Origin of the sequence: Halobacillus litoralis (assembly GCF_009856445.1) — a bacterium.
GTDB classification, from domain to species: Bacteria; Bacillota; Bacilli; order Bacillales; family Halobacillaceae; genus Halobacillus; species Halobacillus litoralis.
On the sequence record NZ_WMFA01000002.1, the window covers coordinates 22,259 to 39,098 of the forward strand.

Sequence of the window (16,840 nt, forward strand, 5' to 3'; positions counted from 1 at the left end):
CGTGGGAGAAAGGAGATCGGCGAGATCCCGCAGGGCGTTGCCCGAGGAAGCTCGCCACTCCCCCACAGGAAAGCGAGTAGCTTCCCAGCCACCCCTGACGCTCAACCCGGGCAACGAACCCTGGAAAGTTTCGAAACTGAGTCTTCCACAATCCTGCCATTTTCTTTAATAAGGTTAAATCGTAGAAATGTGTAGAAAATGTAGGTAAGGAGAATATTTGATTGATGTTTTTATAGAATATTCAAACATCATTTACTGGTATAGACAACTATAAAACATGGTGGTAAGATGACTTCAGTAAAACGTTTTCAATTTGAAGGAGGTTAGCGACAATGCTAAGTTTTTTACAACGAATAGGTAAGTCATTAATGTTCCCAATCGCTACATTGCCGGCTGCGGCTTTGCTGGTGCGGTTAGGGATGGAAGATATGTTGAATATTCCGTTCATTACAGCAGCTGGTAACGGGATACTCGGAAATTTGGCTCTTATATTTGCTATCGGTATTGCGATGGGTTTTGCCAAAGATGGGAATGGCGCAGCTGCTTTAGCAGGTGCCATCGGTTATTTGGTCCTTGATGGTGGAATAGAGGCGATCAACAAGGACGTGGATATGGGTGTTTTTGCCGGTGTGATAGCTGGTGTCATCGCCGGGATGTTGTACAACAAGTACAATGATGTGAAATTCCCGGACTTCCTTTCTTTCTTTGGTGGAAAGCGTTTCGTTCCAATCATCACATCAGCAGTTATGGTCGTTCTTTCCTTTGTACTCGGCTATATATGGGTGTATCCACAAGCCGTCCTTGATTCAACGGCAAACTGGATTCTAAACGGGGGAGAACTGGGCGTAGGTGTCTATGGCGTGCTGAACCGTCTGCTTATCCCGGTCGGTTTACACCACGTTATGAATGCCTTGATCTGGTTTGATTTCGGTACATTTACAACAGAGGCCGGTGAAGTTGTGCGCGGAGAGATCAATCGCTTCCTGAATGGGGACCCTTCCGCTGGTTACTTCCTGGCTGGGTTTTTCCCAGTCATGATGTTCGGCCTGCCGGCTGCATGCCTAGCTATGTATGCCGCGGCGAAAAAAGAGAGAAAAGCAGCAGTTGGAGGAATGTTTTTGAGTATCGGTTTAACCTCCTTCATTACGGGAGTTACCGAACCAATTGAATTTTCTTTCATGTTCCTTTCTCCACTTTTATATGTCGTACACTCCTTGTTGACCGGTGTGTCTATGATCCTTGCTTTTGTATTTGATGTCAGACATGGTTTCGGTTTTTCAGCAGGATTAATTGACTATTTACTGAACTACAACATTGCGCAGAATCCGTTTACTCTGATTTTAATCGGCTTATTTATGGGAGCGGTCTATTTCGTAATTTTCTACTTCCTTATTGTTAAACTGGATTTGAAAACACCAGGTAGAGAAGACGAGGAAGTGGAAGAGGGAGTTACTGAAACAGAAAGCAGTGATTACGATGCGAAAGCTTCCTATTATCTAAACGCGTTAGGTGGTCCTGAAAATATAGAAACGTTGGATTATTGCACCACTCGACTTCGTCTTGAAATGAGAGACCGGGACAAAATCAATGAAAAAGAGTTGAAGCGTCAAGGGGCACGCGGTGTCATGAAACTTGGTAAAAGGAATCTACAAGTGATTGTGGGTACTTCTGTCGAGTTTGTCGCTGATGCAATGAAGAAACAAATGGAACATGGATATCGCTCTCCTGAAGGTGTCACGGATGAGAAAATTCCACTTGAAGAACAAGAGTCAAAAAAGGTTCCGTCAAGAAAAGTAGAAGAAGAAGATTTTCAAATGCCGTTGAATGGAAACGTTCTTCCTCTCTCTGAAGTCCCGGATGAAGTGTTTGCCAAAGGGATGATGGGACCAGGGTTTGCCATTGATCCGTCAGAGGGTACTTTCCATTCGCCTGTGAACGGGAAAGTCCTTCAAGTTTTCCCGACGAAACATGCCATCGGGCTTGAGTTGGAGAATGGAATGGAAATGTTGATTCACGTTGGTTTGGATACCGTTAAGCTAAATGGAGAAGGATTCGAAGCACTTGTTGAATCTGGACAAAAGGTGGAACAGGGAACGCCGTTGCTGCGTGTGGATCTTGATTTTGTCAAAGCGAATGCACCGTCTGTCGTAACTCCGTTTATTTTCACGAATGCGGAAGGAGCAAACGTGGAACTTCTTAAAGAAGGATACCTGGAACAGGGACAAAAAGGGGTAATGAAAATAGAGGAAGGAGGCAAAGGAAATGAATGATTTGGTCATTACGAATGTAACCATTGTTACGGAAGATAGGACCATACCCTCTGGTAGTGTAAGGGTAAGTGAGGGAAAAATAGAAGAAATTCAGAAAGAAATCATTGTTAAGGACGGGGCTTCTGTCATTGATGGGCATGGTAGAAACCTTACTCTCCTACCAGGTTTCATTGACGTACACATCCATGGGGCCAATGGTCATGACGTGATGGACGCTACTGAAGAAGCTTTGCATGGGGTGGCCGTTCAGCTTCCGATGGAAGGGACGACGAGTTTTCTGGCCACAACCATGACGCAATCCAGAGAAAGAATTTCTCAAGCCGTCACAAATGTGGGGACATATATGGAACAACAGCAGAGGAATGGACAAGCAGAAGTTCTTGGGATTCATCTCGAAGGGCCTTTTATTTCACCATCTAAAGCAGGGGCTCAGCCTTTGGAACACATTACGGAACCTTCCCTCCCCCTTTTTGAGCAATGGCAAAACGAAAGTCAACAGCAGATCAAACTCGTAACCTTGGCCCCTGAATTGAAAGGTGCTCTTCCTTTTATTGAAAAGGTCAGGGAAAAAGGTGTGATTTGTTCCTTGGGACATAGTGAAGCCTCTTTGGCGGAAGCGAACGATGCGGTTGAAAAAGGCGCGAGCCATGTGACACATTTATACAATCAAATGAGTGGTCTTCACCATAGGGAACCTGGCTTAGTTGGAACTGCTTTTACGAATCCTGACCTTTTCGTGGAAATGATTGTCGATCACATCCACATCCATCCGGAAGCGGTCCGCTTAGCTTATAAGGTTCTTGGAAGTGATCGAACAATCCTGATCACTGATGCGATGAGGGCCAAGTGTCTACCTTCTGGCACCTATGATCTTGCGGGACAAAATGTGACTGTGAAAAATGGAGAAGCCCGCCTTTCTGATGGCACGCTAGCAGGTAGTATTCTAACATTGGAAGAAGCGGCACGGAAAATGCGCACCTTTGCTGGAGTGGGTCTAAATGAATTAGTTAAAATGACTTCCGCTAATGCAGCCCGGGAGCTTGGGGTTTATGATCGGAAAGGGAGTATTGCCAAAGGGAAAGATGCAGATCTCGTCCTATTAGATGAAGAAGGCTGTGTAGTGACAACGATTTGTCGTGGAGTGATTAGTTATGATGGGAAGGGGGGAGTATCATGAATGTCATTGTTGCAAGAAATTATGAGGAAATGAGTCAGACGGCTTCCCGAATCATTGAAGAACAAATCACAAAAAAGCCGGATACTGTGCTAGGCTTAGCTACAGGTGGAACGCCTCTAGGTACCTATAAAGAATTGATTAAGGGCTATAATGAGGACCGTGCAGACTTTCGTCGTATAAGGACAATCAATTTAGATGAATATGTAGGTCTGGCTCCCGAACATCCTCAGAGCTACCGCTATTTTATGGATCATCACTTGTTCCAGTACATCAATATTGATCAAGAACACACGCACATACCTTTTGGAAAGAGCGAAGATCTGGAACAAGAATGCAAGCGTTATGAAAATGTGATTGACAGGATTGGTCCCCCTGATTTACAGCTCCTGGGGATTGGTGAAAATGGACATATCGGATTTAACGAACCTGGCACTTCGTTTGATAGTGAGACGCATTTTGTACACCTGACTGAGTCAACGAGGGAAGCCAATGCCCGTTTCTTTGAATCTATGGAAGACGTGCCAACGAAGGCGATTACCATGGGCATCCGTTCCATATTAAAAAGCCGTAAAATTGTTCTTTTGGCTTCCGGTGAACGAAAAGCGGAGGCCATTCTCCAACTGATTCAAGGGGAGCTTGATGAGCAGTTTCCTGCCTCTTCATTAAAAAGTCACGATGACATTACTTTACTGGTAGATGAAGATGCGTATAAGAAAGTTCAACGGAAAGGATGAATCCTTTGTTAAAGAAAAACGTTCCGTTACCATTGTATTATCAGATTGAAGAGTACTTGAAACAAAAGATAGAAGAAGAGGAGTTTGAGATCGGTAAAATGATCCCGTCCGAGCGGGAGCTTTCCGAGCGTTTTGAAGTCAGTCGTATGACTGTAAGACAGGCAGTGACAAATTTGGTGAACGCAGGTGTCCTATACCGTGAAAAGGGAAAAGGGACATATGTAGCAGAAAAGAAACTTGAACAACCGCTGAAAGGGTTAACAAGTTTTACGGAAGATATGAAGCAGAGGGGAATGTCATCGAGCAGTCAGCTGCTGGCCTTTGATGTTATTGCAGCTCCAAGAGATATCCGGGAAAAACTAGATCTGGAAGAAGAGGAAAAAGTGTACTGTATTCAGCGGATAAGGATAGCCGAGGACAAACCAATGGCCATCGAAACCACTTTTATGCCTCATGAATTACTGCCGAACTTGACGGAAGATATTGTGCATGGATCCATATATCAGTATGTAGAGCACGATTTAGGCATGGCCATCAGTCAGGCACGCCAGATCATCGAAGCACGTGCTGCCGATGAGGAAGAAGCAGAACACTTGAATATTTCTCCTCATTCCCCAGTGCTTCATATCGAACGGAAAAGTTTCCTTGCTCCAAGTGTTCCTTTCGAGGTCGTTAAATCCACCTATCGTGCCGATCGGTATAAATTTATCACGGATATTGATCGATAAGGAGTTCAAGATGAGCTATTTAACAAAAGTATCCCAGAAATTGTTGGATATTGATTCTTCCCAATTCCATAACTTTGAGAAAGTTGGTGAAAACCTCTCCAGAATCATTCAGGCAGGAGGGGTTATCCATACCTTTGGTTGTGGTCATTCCAGTTTACTTGCTCAGGATGTTTTCTATCGGGCGGGAGGACTTGTACCTGTGCATCCTATCTGGATTGAAGAATTAATGCTGCATCGAGGAGCAAGGCAGGCAAGTGAAAATGAACGTAAATCAGGAATAGTTCAACCGTATTTGGAAAAAGAAGACTTGCAAAGAAAAGATGCTGTCCTGATTATTTCTACTTCCGGTCGCAATCCTGCTCCTATTGAAACAGCCATTTTTTGTAAAGAAAAAGGTTTATACACCGTGGCTTTAACCTCTCTCGGTTATAAAGAAAGTCAACCGTCCCGTCATCCCAGTAACTCAAGGCTTGAGGATGTCGTCGATGATGTCGTTGACATGGAAGTTCCAGTTGGAGATACGATTATGCACAAAGATCGATCTTATTCTCCAGTTTCTTCTGTAGTAGGAGCAGGGATTTTACACGAACTCATGACGCGAACGATTGAGAGAATAGCAGAAAGTGGTGAAGCACCTCCTGTTTTCAAAAGCGGGAATGTCGATGGTTCTGATCAACATAACCAAAACATGATGGAAGCTTACAAACGTATCTCTTTCTAGAGAAATATTATTATTCAGTAATATTGTAGGATTGTGAAAAACTCAGTTTCGAGATGTTTCTGGGGTTCGTTGCCTTGGAGGAGCGGAAGGGGCGTCTGGAAAGCGAACCTTTTCCCGGAGCCACTGGAATCACACAATCGTCTCGAAACTGAGTCTTCAAGGAAAGGGAGCTTATTTTCAGTTAATATATTTGCGATTTGAATCAGCTCCATCCAGACCTATCGTAGGTCTGTTTTTTTTTTTTTTGAGAGGGGGAGAACTGTGTCAATTTCATGGAGAATCGGACAGGAGATTGACGGAGGAAGGTGGGAAAGGCTACTCTAGAATGAGGTATGACATCTGTAAGGGGGACACGGAAGATGAAAAGAGCAATACTACTGTTGGCATGCCTCCCGTTTATGCTTGGGTTGCCTTTGGCGGCAGAAGCTGAAGAAAACGGAGAGAAGCAATGGCAGGATGAAAGCGTTTATTATATTGTTGTCGATCGATTTATGAACGGAGACATGGACAATAATGAGGGCGTAGATCTGGAAGATTCAAACGCTTACCATGGCGGTGATTTATCAGGAATTGTCGATCAATTGGATTACATAAAAGAATTGGGATTTACTACGATTCAACTCTCCCCGATCATGCAGAATGATGAAGATAGCTACCACGGTTTCCATGTTTCAGACTTCCGCAATGTGGAAGAGCATTTCGGAACAGTTGAAGAAGCGAAACAAGTGGTGGAAGAGGCTCATGCGCGTGATATCCAAGTGATTTTTGATCTTCCTATTGGTTTTGTGTCTGAAAACCATCCGTGGACAGAGAACCAGGCAAGGTCCGAGTGGTTGACAGGGGAAGAGGTAGTAAACGAGCACCCCTGGTTTAATCAATTGCCTCAGGTTGATGTGAATGATGAAAGTGTAGCCGCTTATTTCAACGAAACGATGGAATTTTGGGAAGAAGAAACAGGGGTAGATGGTTTCAGGATCATAACGGATGGTTCGGATTTAAGTGAAACGTCCTTACAGGATAGTCCACTAATTGTGTACACCTCATCGATCGATGAAGATCACTTGTTCAGAACGGTGACAAGAGAAGCTTTTAGTCAAGCAGGAAACTCTTTAAACGATCTTTTAGTAGAAGAGAATCATACACAGCCGCACCAGCTGGACTTTTACGATGTATCCCGTTTTACACATGAAGCTGTTGAAGAAGGACAAAATCCTATCACCAGGTGGCAGCTGGCTTTGACACATGCATTTACGGCACCGGGCATTCCTGTGTTGTATTATGGAACGGAAACCCCGATAGATGATGGGGGAGATCCACAAAACCTCCCGATGATGAATTTTAAGGCCGGGGATGAAAAGCTGAAAAAACGGATAGAAAAACTGACTTCGATGAGAGAGCAGTTTCCAGCCCTCACAAGAGGAGATTACCGCGAATTGTATAATGAGGATGGACTTGCCGTTTTCAAACGCACCTATGAAGGTAATGCCATGATCATTGCCATCAATAATGCGGAAGAAACCCGAACAACGACTTTGGAAGGACTGGAGGATGATCACCAGTTGAGGGGCTTGCTTCATGATGGTCTTGTCCGTCAGCAAAGTGATGGCTCCTACCGGCTAGGAATGGAACGTGAAACAGCCGATGTCTTCATTGTTGAGTCAAATAGTGGCTACAACTGGTTGTTTATAGGGTTCGTTGGTGGAGTACTTTCTTTATTTGTTATAACTGTCACAGTAATCAGCTTGAAGAATCGTAAAGCAGATAAACAATAAACAAAAAACAGGCCTCGCTAAGGCCTGTTTTTTGTTTATTTTTCATTAGATTCGCTTTTTTTCTTTCGAAGCCATATCCAAATGGCCAAGGCAATGAGGATGACCGGTACAAGGATTGGAGAGTAACCTATGGCTGCTACGAACAACCAGGAAGCGACGTTGATGATCCCATTGATACTGTTGAAGAAGGCTTGCTTTGTCCGTTCCCAAGTATTCAAGTCTCCTTGATCAACTCCACCAACGAGGACTTTGGTTTCAGTAAAGGAAACAGTAATGGTGGAAAAGTCACTTTGATTTTCTAAGTAGTTCATCTCTCCTTTAAGAGATTCGATATCTGATTGGACACGTTCAAGATCCTGGGATATTTCCACTAAGTCTTCCGTTGCGCTGGCTTCTTCCAAGAAACTTAGAAGCCTTCCTTCGATTTTTTCCTTTGCTTTTAACCTGGATTCAAGGTCCACGTAATTCTTTGTCACGTCTCTACTGTTGACATTTCTGGATTTGATTTGATCTGATATCGTTTCGAACCCACTTAGTAAGTCTTCAAAATTTGGTTGAGGTACCCGAATGCGAATATGACCTTGTCTGTTCCCACGTTCGGTCTTTTGTACATTCGTTTCCACCATATAAGCTTCATGTTCATTCATTTGTGTCTGGAGCTTTTGCTGGAACTTATCGAAATCTTTGGTTTCAAGGTCGATGTGTGCTTCGTAAATCATCATTCTTTCCTGCTCAGCTTCCGTTTGCTCGGTTACATTTTCAGCTGCTTCAGGTGCATCGGCCAGCCCATTTTTTGATGCATCTTCTGCCACTGTGTTCATCGAGTCATTGGCACGGTCTAAATTACTTTCGCTGGTGGATTCTTCGCTGCTGTCTTCTCCGCTGCATGCGGCAAGCAGCATGATGAGGGTGAAAATAAGTAGGAATGGTAATCCTTTTCTGTACATAAAAAGCCCCCCTAATTAGACTTAGCAAGGCAGAAGAAGGAACGCTCCATAGAAAGAGCACCCCAACCTCCCTGCGCCTTTAGTTATTAGTCGTAATTAAGGGAGTAGGGTTACATCTATTTGGGAATGTTTATTTATAAGTGTCATTTAAGAAAAATAGGGCAATGGTGCCTGGTCCGGCGTGGGCTCCAATTGTCGCTCCCACATAATCAATGTGAATTTCTTTTGTTCCGTAGGTTTCTTTAATCATGTCTGCGAGCTGCTCGGCTCTCTCAACGTCGTCACCGTGGCTGATGGCTATGCGTTGGTTTTCTAGATCAGCTCCACGCTCATCCATGACTTCGAGCATGCGCTTTAATACTTTTTTTGACCCGCGGATTTTTTCAAGAGGAATGAGCTTTCCGTCCTCCATGTGTAAGAGAGGTTTGATTTTCAGCAAACCGCCTACAAATGCAGCCGTTCGGCTTACACGACCGCCACGCTGTAAGTATTCCAGGTCATCGACGGTGAAGATGTGTTCCATATGAGCCGCATGGTATTGTCCAAGTTCAAGAACCTCATTGTAGGATGCACCATCTTTCGCTAATTCTGCAGCCCTAAGAACTACCAATCCGTAGCCAAGGGAAGCGGCTTTTGTATCAATGACATCGAATTGGGCGTTCTCATATTGTTCTTTCACCTCTTGTTCAATCATTTTTGCCGTTTGGTATGTACCTGATAGTTCGGAAGAGAAAGCAAAATAAATGAAAGGCTGGCCTTTTTCAGCTAAAGTAGTGAACGTTTCTCGAAAAGCTTGTGGGGATACTTGGGCGGTTTTAGGTGCTTCCCCATTCCGCATCCGTTCGTAGACTTCCTTTGGAGTGATGTCGATTCCGTCTTCATATTCTTCTTCGTTAATGATGACTTTTAAAGGAAGCGAATGGACAGTAAGCTGTTGGAACATATCTTGGTTTAAATCACTTGCAGAATCACACAATACTTGTACATGCATACGCGTCACCTTCTATTTTTAGGATGTACTTTTAGTTTAGGCACAAACCGTGAGATAGTCAAAATATACTGATTGCAAACTATCCGACAAAACTTTACACGATTCTACCAAAATTATCTTGATTTTACTCTACTACGGTGATAAAAATGAATAGATGAAATTAGGCTAGGAGGTCCGCTTGTGTTTACTGTTGAAATAAAACGTATCTTGATTGTTCTGTTCGGCGCCGTGTTAAATGCGGTTTCGCTGAATTTATTCTTGATTGAAGCAAATGTTTATGCGAGTGGGTTTACAGGGGTTGCCCAGTTGCTCACAAGTATTTTAAATGATTTCGCCGGCATACCGGTTAGTACAGGTATTCTACTATTCTTACTTAACATTCCAGTCGCTATTCTAGGTTGGTTGAAGGTAGGAAAGGGGTTTACCGTTTACAGCGCCATATCAGTTGCTTTTACCACACTATTTCTTGAATTGATTCCTGTCCAGCAATTATCTGAGGACATCATTTTGAACGCTGTGTTTGGTGGAGTCATCGGCGGAATGGGTGTTGGAATTACCTTGAAGTGGGGTGCTTCCACCGGTGGTCTTGATATTGTAGCCATGGTATTGTCCCGGATGAAAGACCGCCCGATCGGCATTTATTTTCTTATACTTAATAGTGCAATTATTGCGATTGCAGGGTTATTGTACAAACCAGAGAATGCGCTCTATACGTTGCTGACTTTGTATGTGACTACACGGGTGATTGATGCTGTTCATACACGTCATGAGAAGCTGACGGCGATGATCATTACATCGAAAGCAGCCGACTTGGAAAAGGCGATCCATGGGCACATGGTGCGTGGAATTACTACATTGCCAGCGAGAGGAGCTTTCACTCAGCAGGATAAGAATATGCTCGTCATGGTTATCACGAGATATGAACTTTATGATTTACAGCATATTATTCAGGAAGTCGATCCTCAAGCATTCACGAACATTGTCCAAACCACAGGTATTTTCGGCTTCTTTAGAAAAGATGACCAATAGTGTAACTTTTTTCATAAACAAACGACTCATAAAATAAATAGAAAAGAATAGAGGAGTGGGGTCATGAAAAAGTTGTTGGCCATTTTGTTAGGAGCCCTGATGCTGTCGTTAGCAGCATGTGCTAATGAAACAGAAAATGAAGCAAGTGGAGAAGAAAAGGATGATCAAATGACGGAAGAACCATCTGAACAGGAACCAGAGGTGGATATGGAAGGTTTGATTGAACAAATAGCTATGGACGCAACGGTTGACCCGACATCAGACACCGCAACCTTCAATTTTTCCTTGGAAAATGCAGGGGAGGAGCCGGTTACGCTTGGATTTACTTCCAGTCAAAAGTATGAAGTGCAGGTGAAGGATGAAGCAGGAGAAAGTGTGTACACCTTCTCTGCTGATAAAATGTTCACACAGGCATTGACGACAGAAGAGTTGGCTCAAGGAGATGTCTTTGATGTGAAAGAAACGTGGACGGGGATTGAAAAACCTGGAACATATGAGGCGACCATGACGTTTCTTGTGAATACCATCAATGATCAGCCTTTAGAAGCGAATCCTTTCCAAGTGACTCAAAGCTTTACCATTGAAGAGGACGAAGAAAAGGGAAAGGGATCTGAAAAAGAAGCACCAACGTCTCACCATGATGGAGACGGCCAAGCTTTTCGTGATCTAACCGTCACAGGAGAAAATGGTTCCTATGTAGTTAATGGAGAGGCGCGCGTGTTTGAAGGAAGCTTCCTATACAGTGTAGAAGACGGTCATAATGTGCAAATAGAACCAACAGCTTTCCAAGTCGATGAAGGTGCTCCTTCATGGTCTGCATTTGAGCTTAAGATTGATATTCCCGAAGAAGACCTTCCGATGTTTGGGACTCTGACCCTTACATTGTTTGAAGAAAGTGCACAAGATGGAAGTCCGACCAATGTGAATTATATCCCATTAGAAAACTTCCAACCGGAAGAATAAAAAATCCGCCATAATGGCGGATTTTTTTAATAGCCGTATTCTTCTAGTGTACTCATCACTTTGGGAGTCAACTCATCCCATTCGGCCTGTGGGAGTTTATTGACTGTGATGAAGTTTTGGAAGCCGAAAACGTTATCGACGCCGTCAAGTTCCATCAAATCGTTCATAATTTTATGCTCGCTTGTTTGACCAGGCATGACAGAGACGCTTCCGTCTCCTTGAAAAATCATAGACTCAGTCGTGAATTTTCGCGCGTTAGGGTTGGGTGTTTCCTGTACTTGAATTGCCATTATAGTATCCTCCTCTATTCCGTCTCTTCTTATTCTATCAAAAAATAAAAACCTTCAAAACTATGAACCACCTAGTTACATGATTAGCCATCATATGTGGTACAATGAGAGCAATGTTTAGGAGGTGTGTGCGATGGAATCAAGACTGATTGAAGTGTTACAGCCGATCAAGGATAATGATTACACGCTGCCTGAAGGTCAAAACTTACAAGAGCTCACCACTATGATGCTACAAAAAATCGGATCTGTCCATCCTGTTCTACGAGATGATTTGATCCATTCCATATTCACGAAGTTTATTGAACGAGGTCATTATACAAATGAACAATTAAAGAATATTCTACAGTCGGTTTTGAATAAAAATTATTTATTCTACCGAATTGGCACCTCTAAAAAAGAAGAGGATGCCGTCTTTAAACGTAGTTTTTCTGTATTGTTAATTTCGCCCATCATGGAAAAACATAGAGATTCACCTTTTTTAAAGGAAGAAGAAGTCCATCGTGTATGGGACCATTTGAAAAAGTATATGCAGCAAGAAAAGGATCACCGCGGGTACGTGAAAGATAAAGGATGGGCACATGCCATGGCCCATGCAGCTGATGCCATTTACAGTGTGGCTGCCTGTGAAGAAATTACAAAAGAAGAAATTCTTGAGATGCTGCCAGTGATTAGAGAGCAGTTTCTTATCGATCACCCGTACCTTTTTGATGAGGAAGAGCGGATGGTGACCGCGGTTATGAAAATGTTTGGTAAGATCAGCCATGCCGAGCGGGTAGAGTGGCTGGAAACACTGCTTTATATCCGTGACAGCTGGCAAGACCCGAATGAAGATATCATTATCAATAACAGCAAGCACTTTATGAGGGCTCTTTACTTTCGTATGCTTGAAGGGGATTATCGAGAGCTCAGACAGGTTTTGGAGATGCTATTAAGGGAACTTAGGAAACAGGAAGCTTACTAAAACCTTGGAGGATGCTTATGATTCGATGGGGAGTCTTTATAGGAACAACATCAGGAATTGTTCTTGGTTTGTATATGTGGTTTGTAGAGCAGATAACAGGGAAGAAAGTGTACACACTGCTTATGAATGTGGACTTTATCCCGGTCATAGGTAACATTGATTGGCCGGTATTGATGGAATGGCTTTTCCACATGGTTATATCCTGGATCATTGGGATCCTGTATAGTTATGCCTTTATGCGTAAGTTGAAGGAAACCAACCGGAACCGGTGGGGGCTTGCCATTCTCCTTACAGCCATTGCTGCTACGACCTATGTACCGCTAACGATCCTAGCCATTAAAGAGACCCCTGCTTTAACAGATGGGACAGCGATATTATATTGGTTGATTGGGCATGTCCTATACGCCTTCACATTAAAGAAGTCGTATTACAGATTCGAGTAGAAGGCCGGGAATACTCCCGGCCTTTATGTATTTTATACTTACCTCCATTCCTGTTTAGTGATGGTAAGGGCTACTATAATAGCTCCGACCGCTTGAATCCAACTCCCAAGTGCAGAAAAATCAGCGGCCTCTATTCCTTCCAATTCACGTCCGGCAGCAATAGCCTGAATAGAATTTCCAACCACTTCTAATAATTCTCCATTTAATTTGTACGCATTTGTCAAAGAAGGGTCCGTCCCATACGTTTCAGAAAATCCAGCCAGGCCACCTAATGCTTGTAGCAAATTTCCTTTTATAACAAGGTTCAGTTCGGTTCTTCTCTCTAAATCATTTAGAATACTATAAACGATCGTAGAGTTTCCTGCTGCTTGAATGATATTCCCTGATGCAGATAGAGGGGAGTTTGTTTCATCCGCAATGATTCCATTTCCAGTGGCCTGCAGTGTATTACCGATAAGGTTAAGGCCCTCGTCATCGCTATCTGTATGAGCGTTGATCGAAGCATTTATGGCTGAAGCAACGGTTCCCGCCGCAACGACCCAGGAACCTATTAGAGTTTGGTCGTTCTTACTGCCCATGTTCATACCTCCTCTCTTTATGGTACTCCGGAATGGCATTAAGGTGATAAAGAAAAAAATGAGGATAGTCTAAAGCAACTGAAACCACTTTTTGGAAAGTGATGAAACCGGCCATCCCTGACGCTCAACTCGGGCAACTAACCCTGGAAAGTCTCAAAAAGTATTCTTTTACAACCCTGCCAGAATGTTGAAGAACTATGGGTAATAATAAGTGTTTTCGTTTGAGTGTAGTTTATGAGTTATAAACTTGTCTTTCCGGGTATATAATGAATACCCCCTAATGATTTTCTAAATACATCGAAGCGCCCGATTGAGTGCACAATCGGGCGCTTCGATGTATTTAGATATGCCAGAACCGGCTATCCAGGAGGGAAAAATGCATAGTGAGACCCTACAGTACGCAGTCCGAGGAGGCTCAGCATACACTCAATAAAAGTCTCGAACTGAGTCTTCAAGAAAAGGGGGCTTAGTATTAAAAAAGATCAGGCCGTTGACCGGCCTGATCTTCTACGATGGTTATCGTAAGTTGTTGTGATGAGCTTCCACTTCTTGTTCAAACTGCTGTAGCTGTTGTTTCTCCTCTTGAGAACATTGGCTATAGGCAGACTGAATCGCTTGTTTCGCGGCTTCCATATCATGTTGGCTAGTCGCGTCGTGTTTGCCCCCACGTTTTTGGGTGAAACGGTTGACCGCATCGCGTGCATTTTCAAAAAGGTTTTTCTCCATGGTTAAAACCCTCCTACCGTATGCTGGTCTGATTCGATTTCTTTACGATCCGCTTCTGAAAGCCTTTTCGGCTCCATCTCGCTCTCGTCGAATTTTCGAACTTCTGTCCAGCGATCCTGTTTACGATTGGTTTTCTTTTGCTGCTCCATGACAAGACCCTCCTGTCATAAAAAAGCCTGAACGCTTTCACGTTCAAGCTTAGTATGGCAGGAGGGCTGTTTTTTACGCTAGGAAAATTGTACCTTATATGGCATGTTTGTTTATTTTTAAATAGTCATCAAGAAAGGCACCTATTCCATCGTCTTCATTCGAATGGGTGACGTGGTTAGCGAGATCTTTCAGTTCATTGATAGCATTTCCCATTGCTACACCGACACCGGCATAATCAATCATCTCAAAATCATTGTCTTCATCTCCGAAAGCAATGATGCGTTCTTTAGGGACGTGGAAATAACGGGCGATCTTATCCAGACCGACAGCTTTGTTCATACCTGCCCGCACGATTTCAATGACGTGCCAGGGAGCGCCCCATTTACGGTGATCGATCAGAGAAGCGTGATCGTCCAGTTCTTTGCGAAGCATTTGGATTTTTTCTTCTTCCGGATGGATGAGAATGGATGTCGGATCATCTTTCAAGTTTGACTGAAGGCGACCGACAGTAATCGGATCATTTTTTGTTTGAAAAATACTCATGATTTCCTCATCATATTGATCCAGGTATACCTCATCTTTCACTTCAGCAAGAATGTTCTTAACACCGAGTTCCTGGCAGGTGTGTATGATTTTATGAGCGGTACGGATCCCTAAAGGTGAATGAATGGCATCCCAACGGTGGTCTTTCGGATGGTGAATCAGGGCTCCGTTGAAATTGACCATTGGTGTCTCAAGCCCGAGTTGATGATAATAATTAATGCTCGCTCTGTGTGGTCTGCCTGTCGCTATGACGACGATATGACCTTGCTCCATAGCCTTGAGGACGGTATTCTTCGTCTTTTCACTAATGACTTTATTATCGGTTAATAATGTGCCATCTAAATCTAAAGCAATCAGATGTCGTTCCATAATCCTTCACCTCATTTGTATGTATAGTTTATCGGGGAGAACGGTGGATTGTAAAGAATTTCCCTTGTGTTAACCTAACACTTTCCAATTAAAGAAGGCAGTGTTACGATACATATTATATATACTATTTATAAACACATCTTAAACAAAACGTAAAGTTTTTGCAGAAAGGAAATAGGAACAATGATTGGGATTTACCGTAATACTTATAAAAATGTACCCGCTCTAACTGTTGTCGATTCGACGAAACAAGACCAGCCATTGCCCGTGTTCGTTTACTTCCATGGGTTTACTTCCGCAAAAGAGCATAACTTGCCTCAAGCTTATCTCCTTGCACAGAAGGGGTATCGGGTCATTCTGCCTGATAGCGCTCATCATGGCGAGCGTGACGAAGAGCTGCCAAAGCAGGAGTTGAACTTCAAGTTTTGGGATATCGTGTATCAAAATTTAAAAGAGCTTCAAGATATAAAAGATGAACTCGATCGACAGGACCTAATCAAAGATCGACGCATCGGTGTAGGTGGAACGTCGATGGGTGGTATTACGACGAGTGCTGCATTGACCATGTATCCATGGATTCAAGCTTCTGCTGTTATGATGGGGTCACCCAAGCCCGTTGAATTTGCCCAAAAGCTTATACAGGATGTTGAGAATTCCGGGGTCAGACTTCCCTTGAAAGAAGCAGACCTTGAGGAACTATACCAGTCACTTGAAGGGATTGACCTTTCCAGGCAAATGGATAAACTTTATGGGCGTCCATTGTTTTTCTGGCATGGTGATGCGGATCCGGTTGTTCCATTTGAGCATTCCTATGATTTTTATAATGAAGCCATCGATCAATACAAGAATCCTGAGAACATTCGGTTTCTGAGAGAGGTGGGTCGTGATCATAAAGTCAGTCGTTTTGCCGTGCTCGAAATGGTCAATTGGTTGGAGTTAGTATTGTAACCAGTGGGAATATTTTATTCTCTTTGAAATTTTGTTTATAATAGAGTTTGAAGAATTGTGAAGGGGGAACTAATGTGAGTACAACAGCACTTGAAGAAAATGCAATGGGTGCCCTTGAGAATGTCATTGACCCGGAGCTCGGCATTGATATCGTCAACTTAGGCCTGGTCTATGGCGTCGATATAGATGACAATGGCGATACAACGGTAACGATGACACTAACTGCGATGGGCTGCCCGCTTGCGGGTCATATCGAACAGGATGTTAAACGATCTCTCGCTGACTTGCCTGAATTGAATGAAATTAAGGTCAACATCGTTTGGAATCCACCTTGGACCAAAGATCGTATGAGTCGTTATGCGAAGATAGCTCTTGGAATTCCAGATTGATTTATGGAAATTATGCCCCTGCCGTGTGAACGACGGTAGGGGTTTTTACATAGACAAAGGAAAATAGATCCGGCGGTTGCCTTTTCTGTTCCGTTCGCGGTCCAGTGCACA

The 16,840-nt window shown here is 43.4% G+C and carries 19 protein-coding genes; 12 read left to right on the forward strand and 7 right to left on the reverse strand.

The window, feature by feature from the left end:
* Positions 1–332 precede the first annotated feature (332 nt).
* From nagE to GLW00_RS05250, 6 genes are all read left to right on the forward strand, one after another.
* Positions 333–2,270 (forward strand): N-acetylglucosamine-specific PTS transporter subunit IIBC, encoded by a 1,938-nt coding sequence (nagE, locus tag GLW00_RS05225; RefSeq protein ID WP_160911952.1) that lies wholly within the window; start codon positions 333–335, stop codon positions 2,268–2,270.
* Positions 2,263–3,447, forward strand: a complete 1,185-nt coding sequence (nagA, locus tag GLW00_RS05230; RefSeq protein WP_160911954.1) for an N-acetylglucosamine-6-phosphate deacetylase — start codon at positions 2,263–2,265, stop codon at positions 3,445–3,447. Before nagE ends, nagA begins: the two co-directional genes overlap by 8 nt.
* On the forward strand, positions 3,444–4,181 hold the full coding sequence (gene nagB, locus GLW00_RS05235) for a glucosamine-6-phosphate deaminase (protein WP_160911956.1): 738 nt from the start codon (positions 3,444–3,446) through the stop codon (positions 4,179–4,181). Before nagA ends, nagB begins: the two co-directional genes overlap by 4 nt.
* Before the next feature lie 5 nt (positions 4,182–4,186).
* Entirely contained in the window at positions 4,187–4,909 is a 723-nt protein-coding gene (locus tag GLW00_RS05240; protein ID WP_160911958.1) for a GntR family transcriptional regulator, read from the forward strand.
* Positions 4,910–4,919: 10 nt separating this feature from the next.
* Positions 4,920–5,630: an SIS domain-containing protein gene (locus GLW00_RS05245; RefSeq protein WP_160911960.1), complete on the forward strand. Its 711-nt coding sequence runs from the start codon at positions 4,920–4,922 to the stop codon at positions 5,628–5,630.
* Between the two features lie 359 nt (positions 5,631–5,989).
* Positions 5,990–7,402 (forward strand): alpha-amylase family glycosyl hydrolase, encoded by a 1,413-nt coding sequence (locus GLW00_RS05250; RefSeq protein ID WP_160911962.1) that lies wholly within the window; start codon positions 5,990–5,992, stop codon positions 7,400–7,402.
* A gap of 35 nt (positions 7,403–7,437) precedes the next feature.
* On the opposite strand, the gene GLW00_RS05255 is transcribed toward GLW00_RS05250, so the two are convergent.
* Positions 7,438–8,349 (reverse strand): DUF4349 domain-containing protein, encoded by a 912-nt coding sequence (locus tag GLW00_RS05255; RefSeq protein WP_160911964.1) that lies wholly within the window; start codon positions 8,347–8,349, stop codon positions 7,438–7,440.
* Positions 8,350–8,479: 130 nt separating this feature from the next.
* Positions 8,480–9,340, reverse strand: coding sequence for a DegV family protein (locus tag GLW00_RS05260; protein WP_160911966.1), 861 nt, complete (start codon positions 9,338–9,340; stop codon positions 8,480–8,482).
* Between the two features lie 180 nt (positions 9,341–9,520).
* Between GLW00_RS05260 and GLW00_RS05265 the strand changes: the two genes are divergently transcribed.
* Together GLW00_RS05265 and GLW00_RS05270 are read left to right on the forward strand one after the other, a co-directional pair.
* On the forward strand, positions 9,521–10,369 hold the full coding sequence (locus tag GLW00_RS05265) for a YitT family protein (RefSeq protein ID WP_160911968.1): 849 nt from the start codon (positions 9,521–9,523) through the stop codon (positions 10,367–10,369).
* Between the two features lie 63 nt (positions 10,370–10,432).
* Positions 10,433–11,332 carry a BsuPI-related putative proteinase inhibitor gene (locus GLW00_RS05270; RefSeq protein WP_160911970.1) on the forward strand — a complete coding sequence of 300 codons (900 nt, stop codon included), beginning with the start codon at positions 10,433–10,435 and terminating at the stop codon, positions 11,330–11,332.
* A 26-nt stretch (positions 11,333–11,358) separates the two neighbouring features.
* Here the strand turns inward: GLW00_RS05270 and GLW00_RS05275 are convergent, their stop codons facing one another.
* Positions 11,359–11,622 (reverse strand): NifU N-terminal domain-containing protein, encoded by a 264-nt coding sequence (locus GLW00_RS05275; RefSeq protein WP_160911972.1) that lies wholly within the window; start codon positions 11,620–11,622, stop codon positions 11,359–11,361.
* Between the two features lie 133 nt (positions 11,623–11,755).
* Between GLW00_RS05275 and GLW00_RS05280 the strand changes: the two genes are divergently transcribed.
* Both GLW00_RS05280 and GLW00_RS05285 read left to right on the forward strand, forming a co-directional pair.
* Complete coding sequence (locus tag GLW00_RS05280) at positions 11,756–12,583, forward strand: DUF2785 domain-containing protein (protein ID WP_160911974.1); 828 nt, start codon at positions 11,756–11,758, stop codon at positions 12,581–12,583.
* 17 nt (positions 12,584–12,600) lie between these two features.
* Positions 12,601–13,026: a hypothetical protein gene (locus tag GLW00_RS05285; protein WP_160911976.1), complete on the forward strand. Its 426-nt coding sequence runs from the start codon at positions 12,601–12,603 to the stop codon at positions 13,024–13,026.
* 38 nt (positions 13,027–13,064) lie between these two features.
* Here the strand turns inward: GLW00_RS05285 and GLW00_RS05290 are convergent, their stop codons facing one another.
* The 4 genes from GLW00_RS05290 to GLW00_RS05300 all read right to left on the reverse strand — a co-directional run bounded on the left by GLW00_RS05290 (position 13,065) and on the right by GLW00_RS05300 (position 15,392).
* A complete protein-coding gene (locus tag GLW00_RS05290) occupies positions 13,065–13,604 on the reverse strand; it encodes a DUF6944 family repetitive protein (protein WP_160911978.1) in 540 nt (179 codons plus the stop codon).
* Positions 13,605–14,120: 516 nt separating this feature from the next.
* Entirely contained in the window at positions 14,121–14,330 is a 210-nt protein-coding gene (locus tag GLW00_RS05295; protein WP_089654266.1) for a DUF3813 domain-containing protein, read from the reverse strand.
* A 2-nt stretch (positions 14,331–14,332) separates the two neighbouring features.
* Complete coding sequence (locus tag GLW00_RS20455; RefSeq protein WP_202412394.1) at positions 14,333–14,479, reverse strand: hypothetical protein; 147 nt, start codon at positions 14,477–14,479, stop codon at positions 14,333–14,335.
* Positions 14,480–14,573: 94 nt separating this feature from the next.
* Positions 14,574–15,392, reverse strand: a complete 819-nt coding sequence (locus tag GLW00_RS05300) for a Cof-type HAD-IIB family hydrolase (RefSeq protein WP_160911979.1) — start codon at positions 15,390–15,392, stop codon at positions 14,574–14,576.
* A 183-nt stretch (positions 15,393–15,575) separates the two neighbouring features.
* On the opposite strand from GLW00_RS05300, the gene GLW00_RS05305 reads away from it, so the two are divergent.
* Both GLW00_RS05305 and GLW00_RS05310 read left to right on the forward strand, forming a co-directional pair.
* Positions 15,576–16,340, forward strand: a complete 765-nt coding sequence (locus GLW00_RS05305; RefSeq protein ID WP_160911981.1) for an alpha/beta fold hydrolase — start codon at positions 15,576–15,578, stop codon at positions 16,338–16,340.
* Positions 16,341–16,444: 104 nt separating this feature from the next.
* A complete protein-coding gene (locus GLW00_RS05310; RefSeq protein ID WP_089654274.1) occupies positions 16,445–16,729 on the forward strand; it encodes a metal-sulfur cluster assembly factor in 285 nt (94 codons plus the stop codon).
* Positions 16,730–16,840 lie beyond the last annotated feature (111 nt).

What these genes read in the sequence shown, in the direction of transcription:
- nagE (WP_160911952.1), top strand. Translation starts at nt 333, where the DNA reads ATGCTAAGTTTTTTACAACGAATAGGTAAGTCATTAATGTTCCCAATC.
- nagA (WP_160911954.1), top strand. Translation starts at nt 2,263, where the DNA reads ATGAATGATTTGGTCATTACGAATGTAACCATTGTTACGGAAGATAGG.
- nagB (WP_160911956.1), top strand. Translation starts at nt 3,444, where the DNA reads ATGAATGTCATTGTTGCAAGAAATTATGAGGAAATGAGTCAGACGGCT.
- GLW00_RS05245 (WP_160911960.1), top strand. Translation starts at nt 4,920, where the DNA reads ATGAGCTATTTAACAAAAGTATCCCAGAAATTGTTGGATATTGATTCT.
- GLW00_RS05250 (WP_160911962.1), top strand. Translation starts at nt 5,990, where the DNA reads ATGAAAAGAGCAATACTACTGTTGGCATGCCTCCCGTTTATGCTTGGG.
- GLW00_RS05255 (WP_160911964.1), bottom strand. Translation starts at nt 8,349, where the DNA reads ATGTACAGAAAAGGATTACCATTCCTACTTATTTTCACCCTCATCATG.
- GLW00_RS05260 (WP_160911966.1), bottom strand. Translation starts at nt 9,340, where the DNA reads ATGCATGTACAAGTATTGTGTGATTCTGCAAGTGATTTAAACCAAGAT.
- GLW00_RS05270 (WP_160911970.1), top strand. Translation starts at nt 10,433, where the DNA reads ATGAAAAAGTTGTTGGCCATTTTGTTAGGAGCCCTGATGCTGTCGTTA.
- GLW00_RS05275 (WP_160911972.1), bottom strand. Translation starts at nt 11,622, where the DNA reads ATGGCAATTCAAGTACAGGAAACACCCAACCCTAACGCGCGAAAATTC.
- GLW00_RS05280 (WP_160911974.1), top strand. Translation starts at nt 11,756, where the DNA reads ATGGAATCAAGACTGATTGAAGTGTTACAGCCGATCAAGGATAATGAT.
- GLW00_RS05285 (WP_160911976.1), top strand. Translation starts at nt 12,601, where the DNA reads ATGATTCGATGGGGAGTCTTTATAGGAACAACATCAGGAATTGTTCTT.
- GLW00_RS05290 (WP_160911978.1), bottom strand. Translation starts at nt 13,604, where the DNA reads ATGGGCAGTAAGAACGACCAAACTCTAATAGGTTCCTGGGTCGTTGCG.
- GLW00_RS05295 (WP_089654266.1), bottom strand. Translation starts at nt 14,330, where the DNA reads ATGGAGAAAAACCTTTTTGAAAATGCACGCGATGCGGTCAACCGTTTC.
- GLW00_RS20455 (WP_202412394.1), bottom strand. Translation starts at nt 14,479, where the DNA reads ATGGAGCAGCAAAAGAAAACCAATCGTAAACAGGATCGCTGGACAGAA.
- GLW00_RS05300 (WP_160911979.1), bottom strand. Translation starts at nt 15,392, where the DNA reads ATGGAACGACATCTGATTGCTTTAGATTTAGATGGCACATTATTAACC.
- GLW00_RS05305 (WP_160911981.1), top strand. Translation starts at nt 15,576, where the DNA reads ATGATTGGGATTTACCGTAATACTTATAAAAATGTACCCGCTCTAACT.
- GLW00_RS05310 (WP_089654274.1), top strand. Translation starts at nt 16,445, where the DNA reads ATGGGTGCCCTTGAGAATGTCATTGACCCGGAGCTCGGCATTGATATC.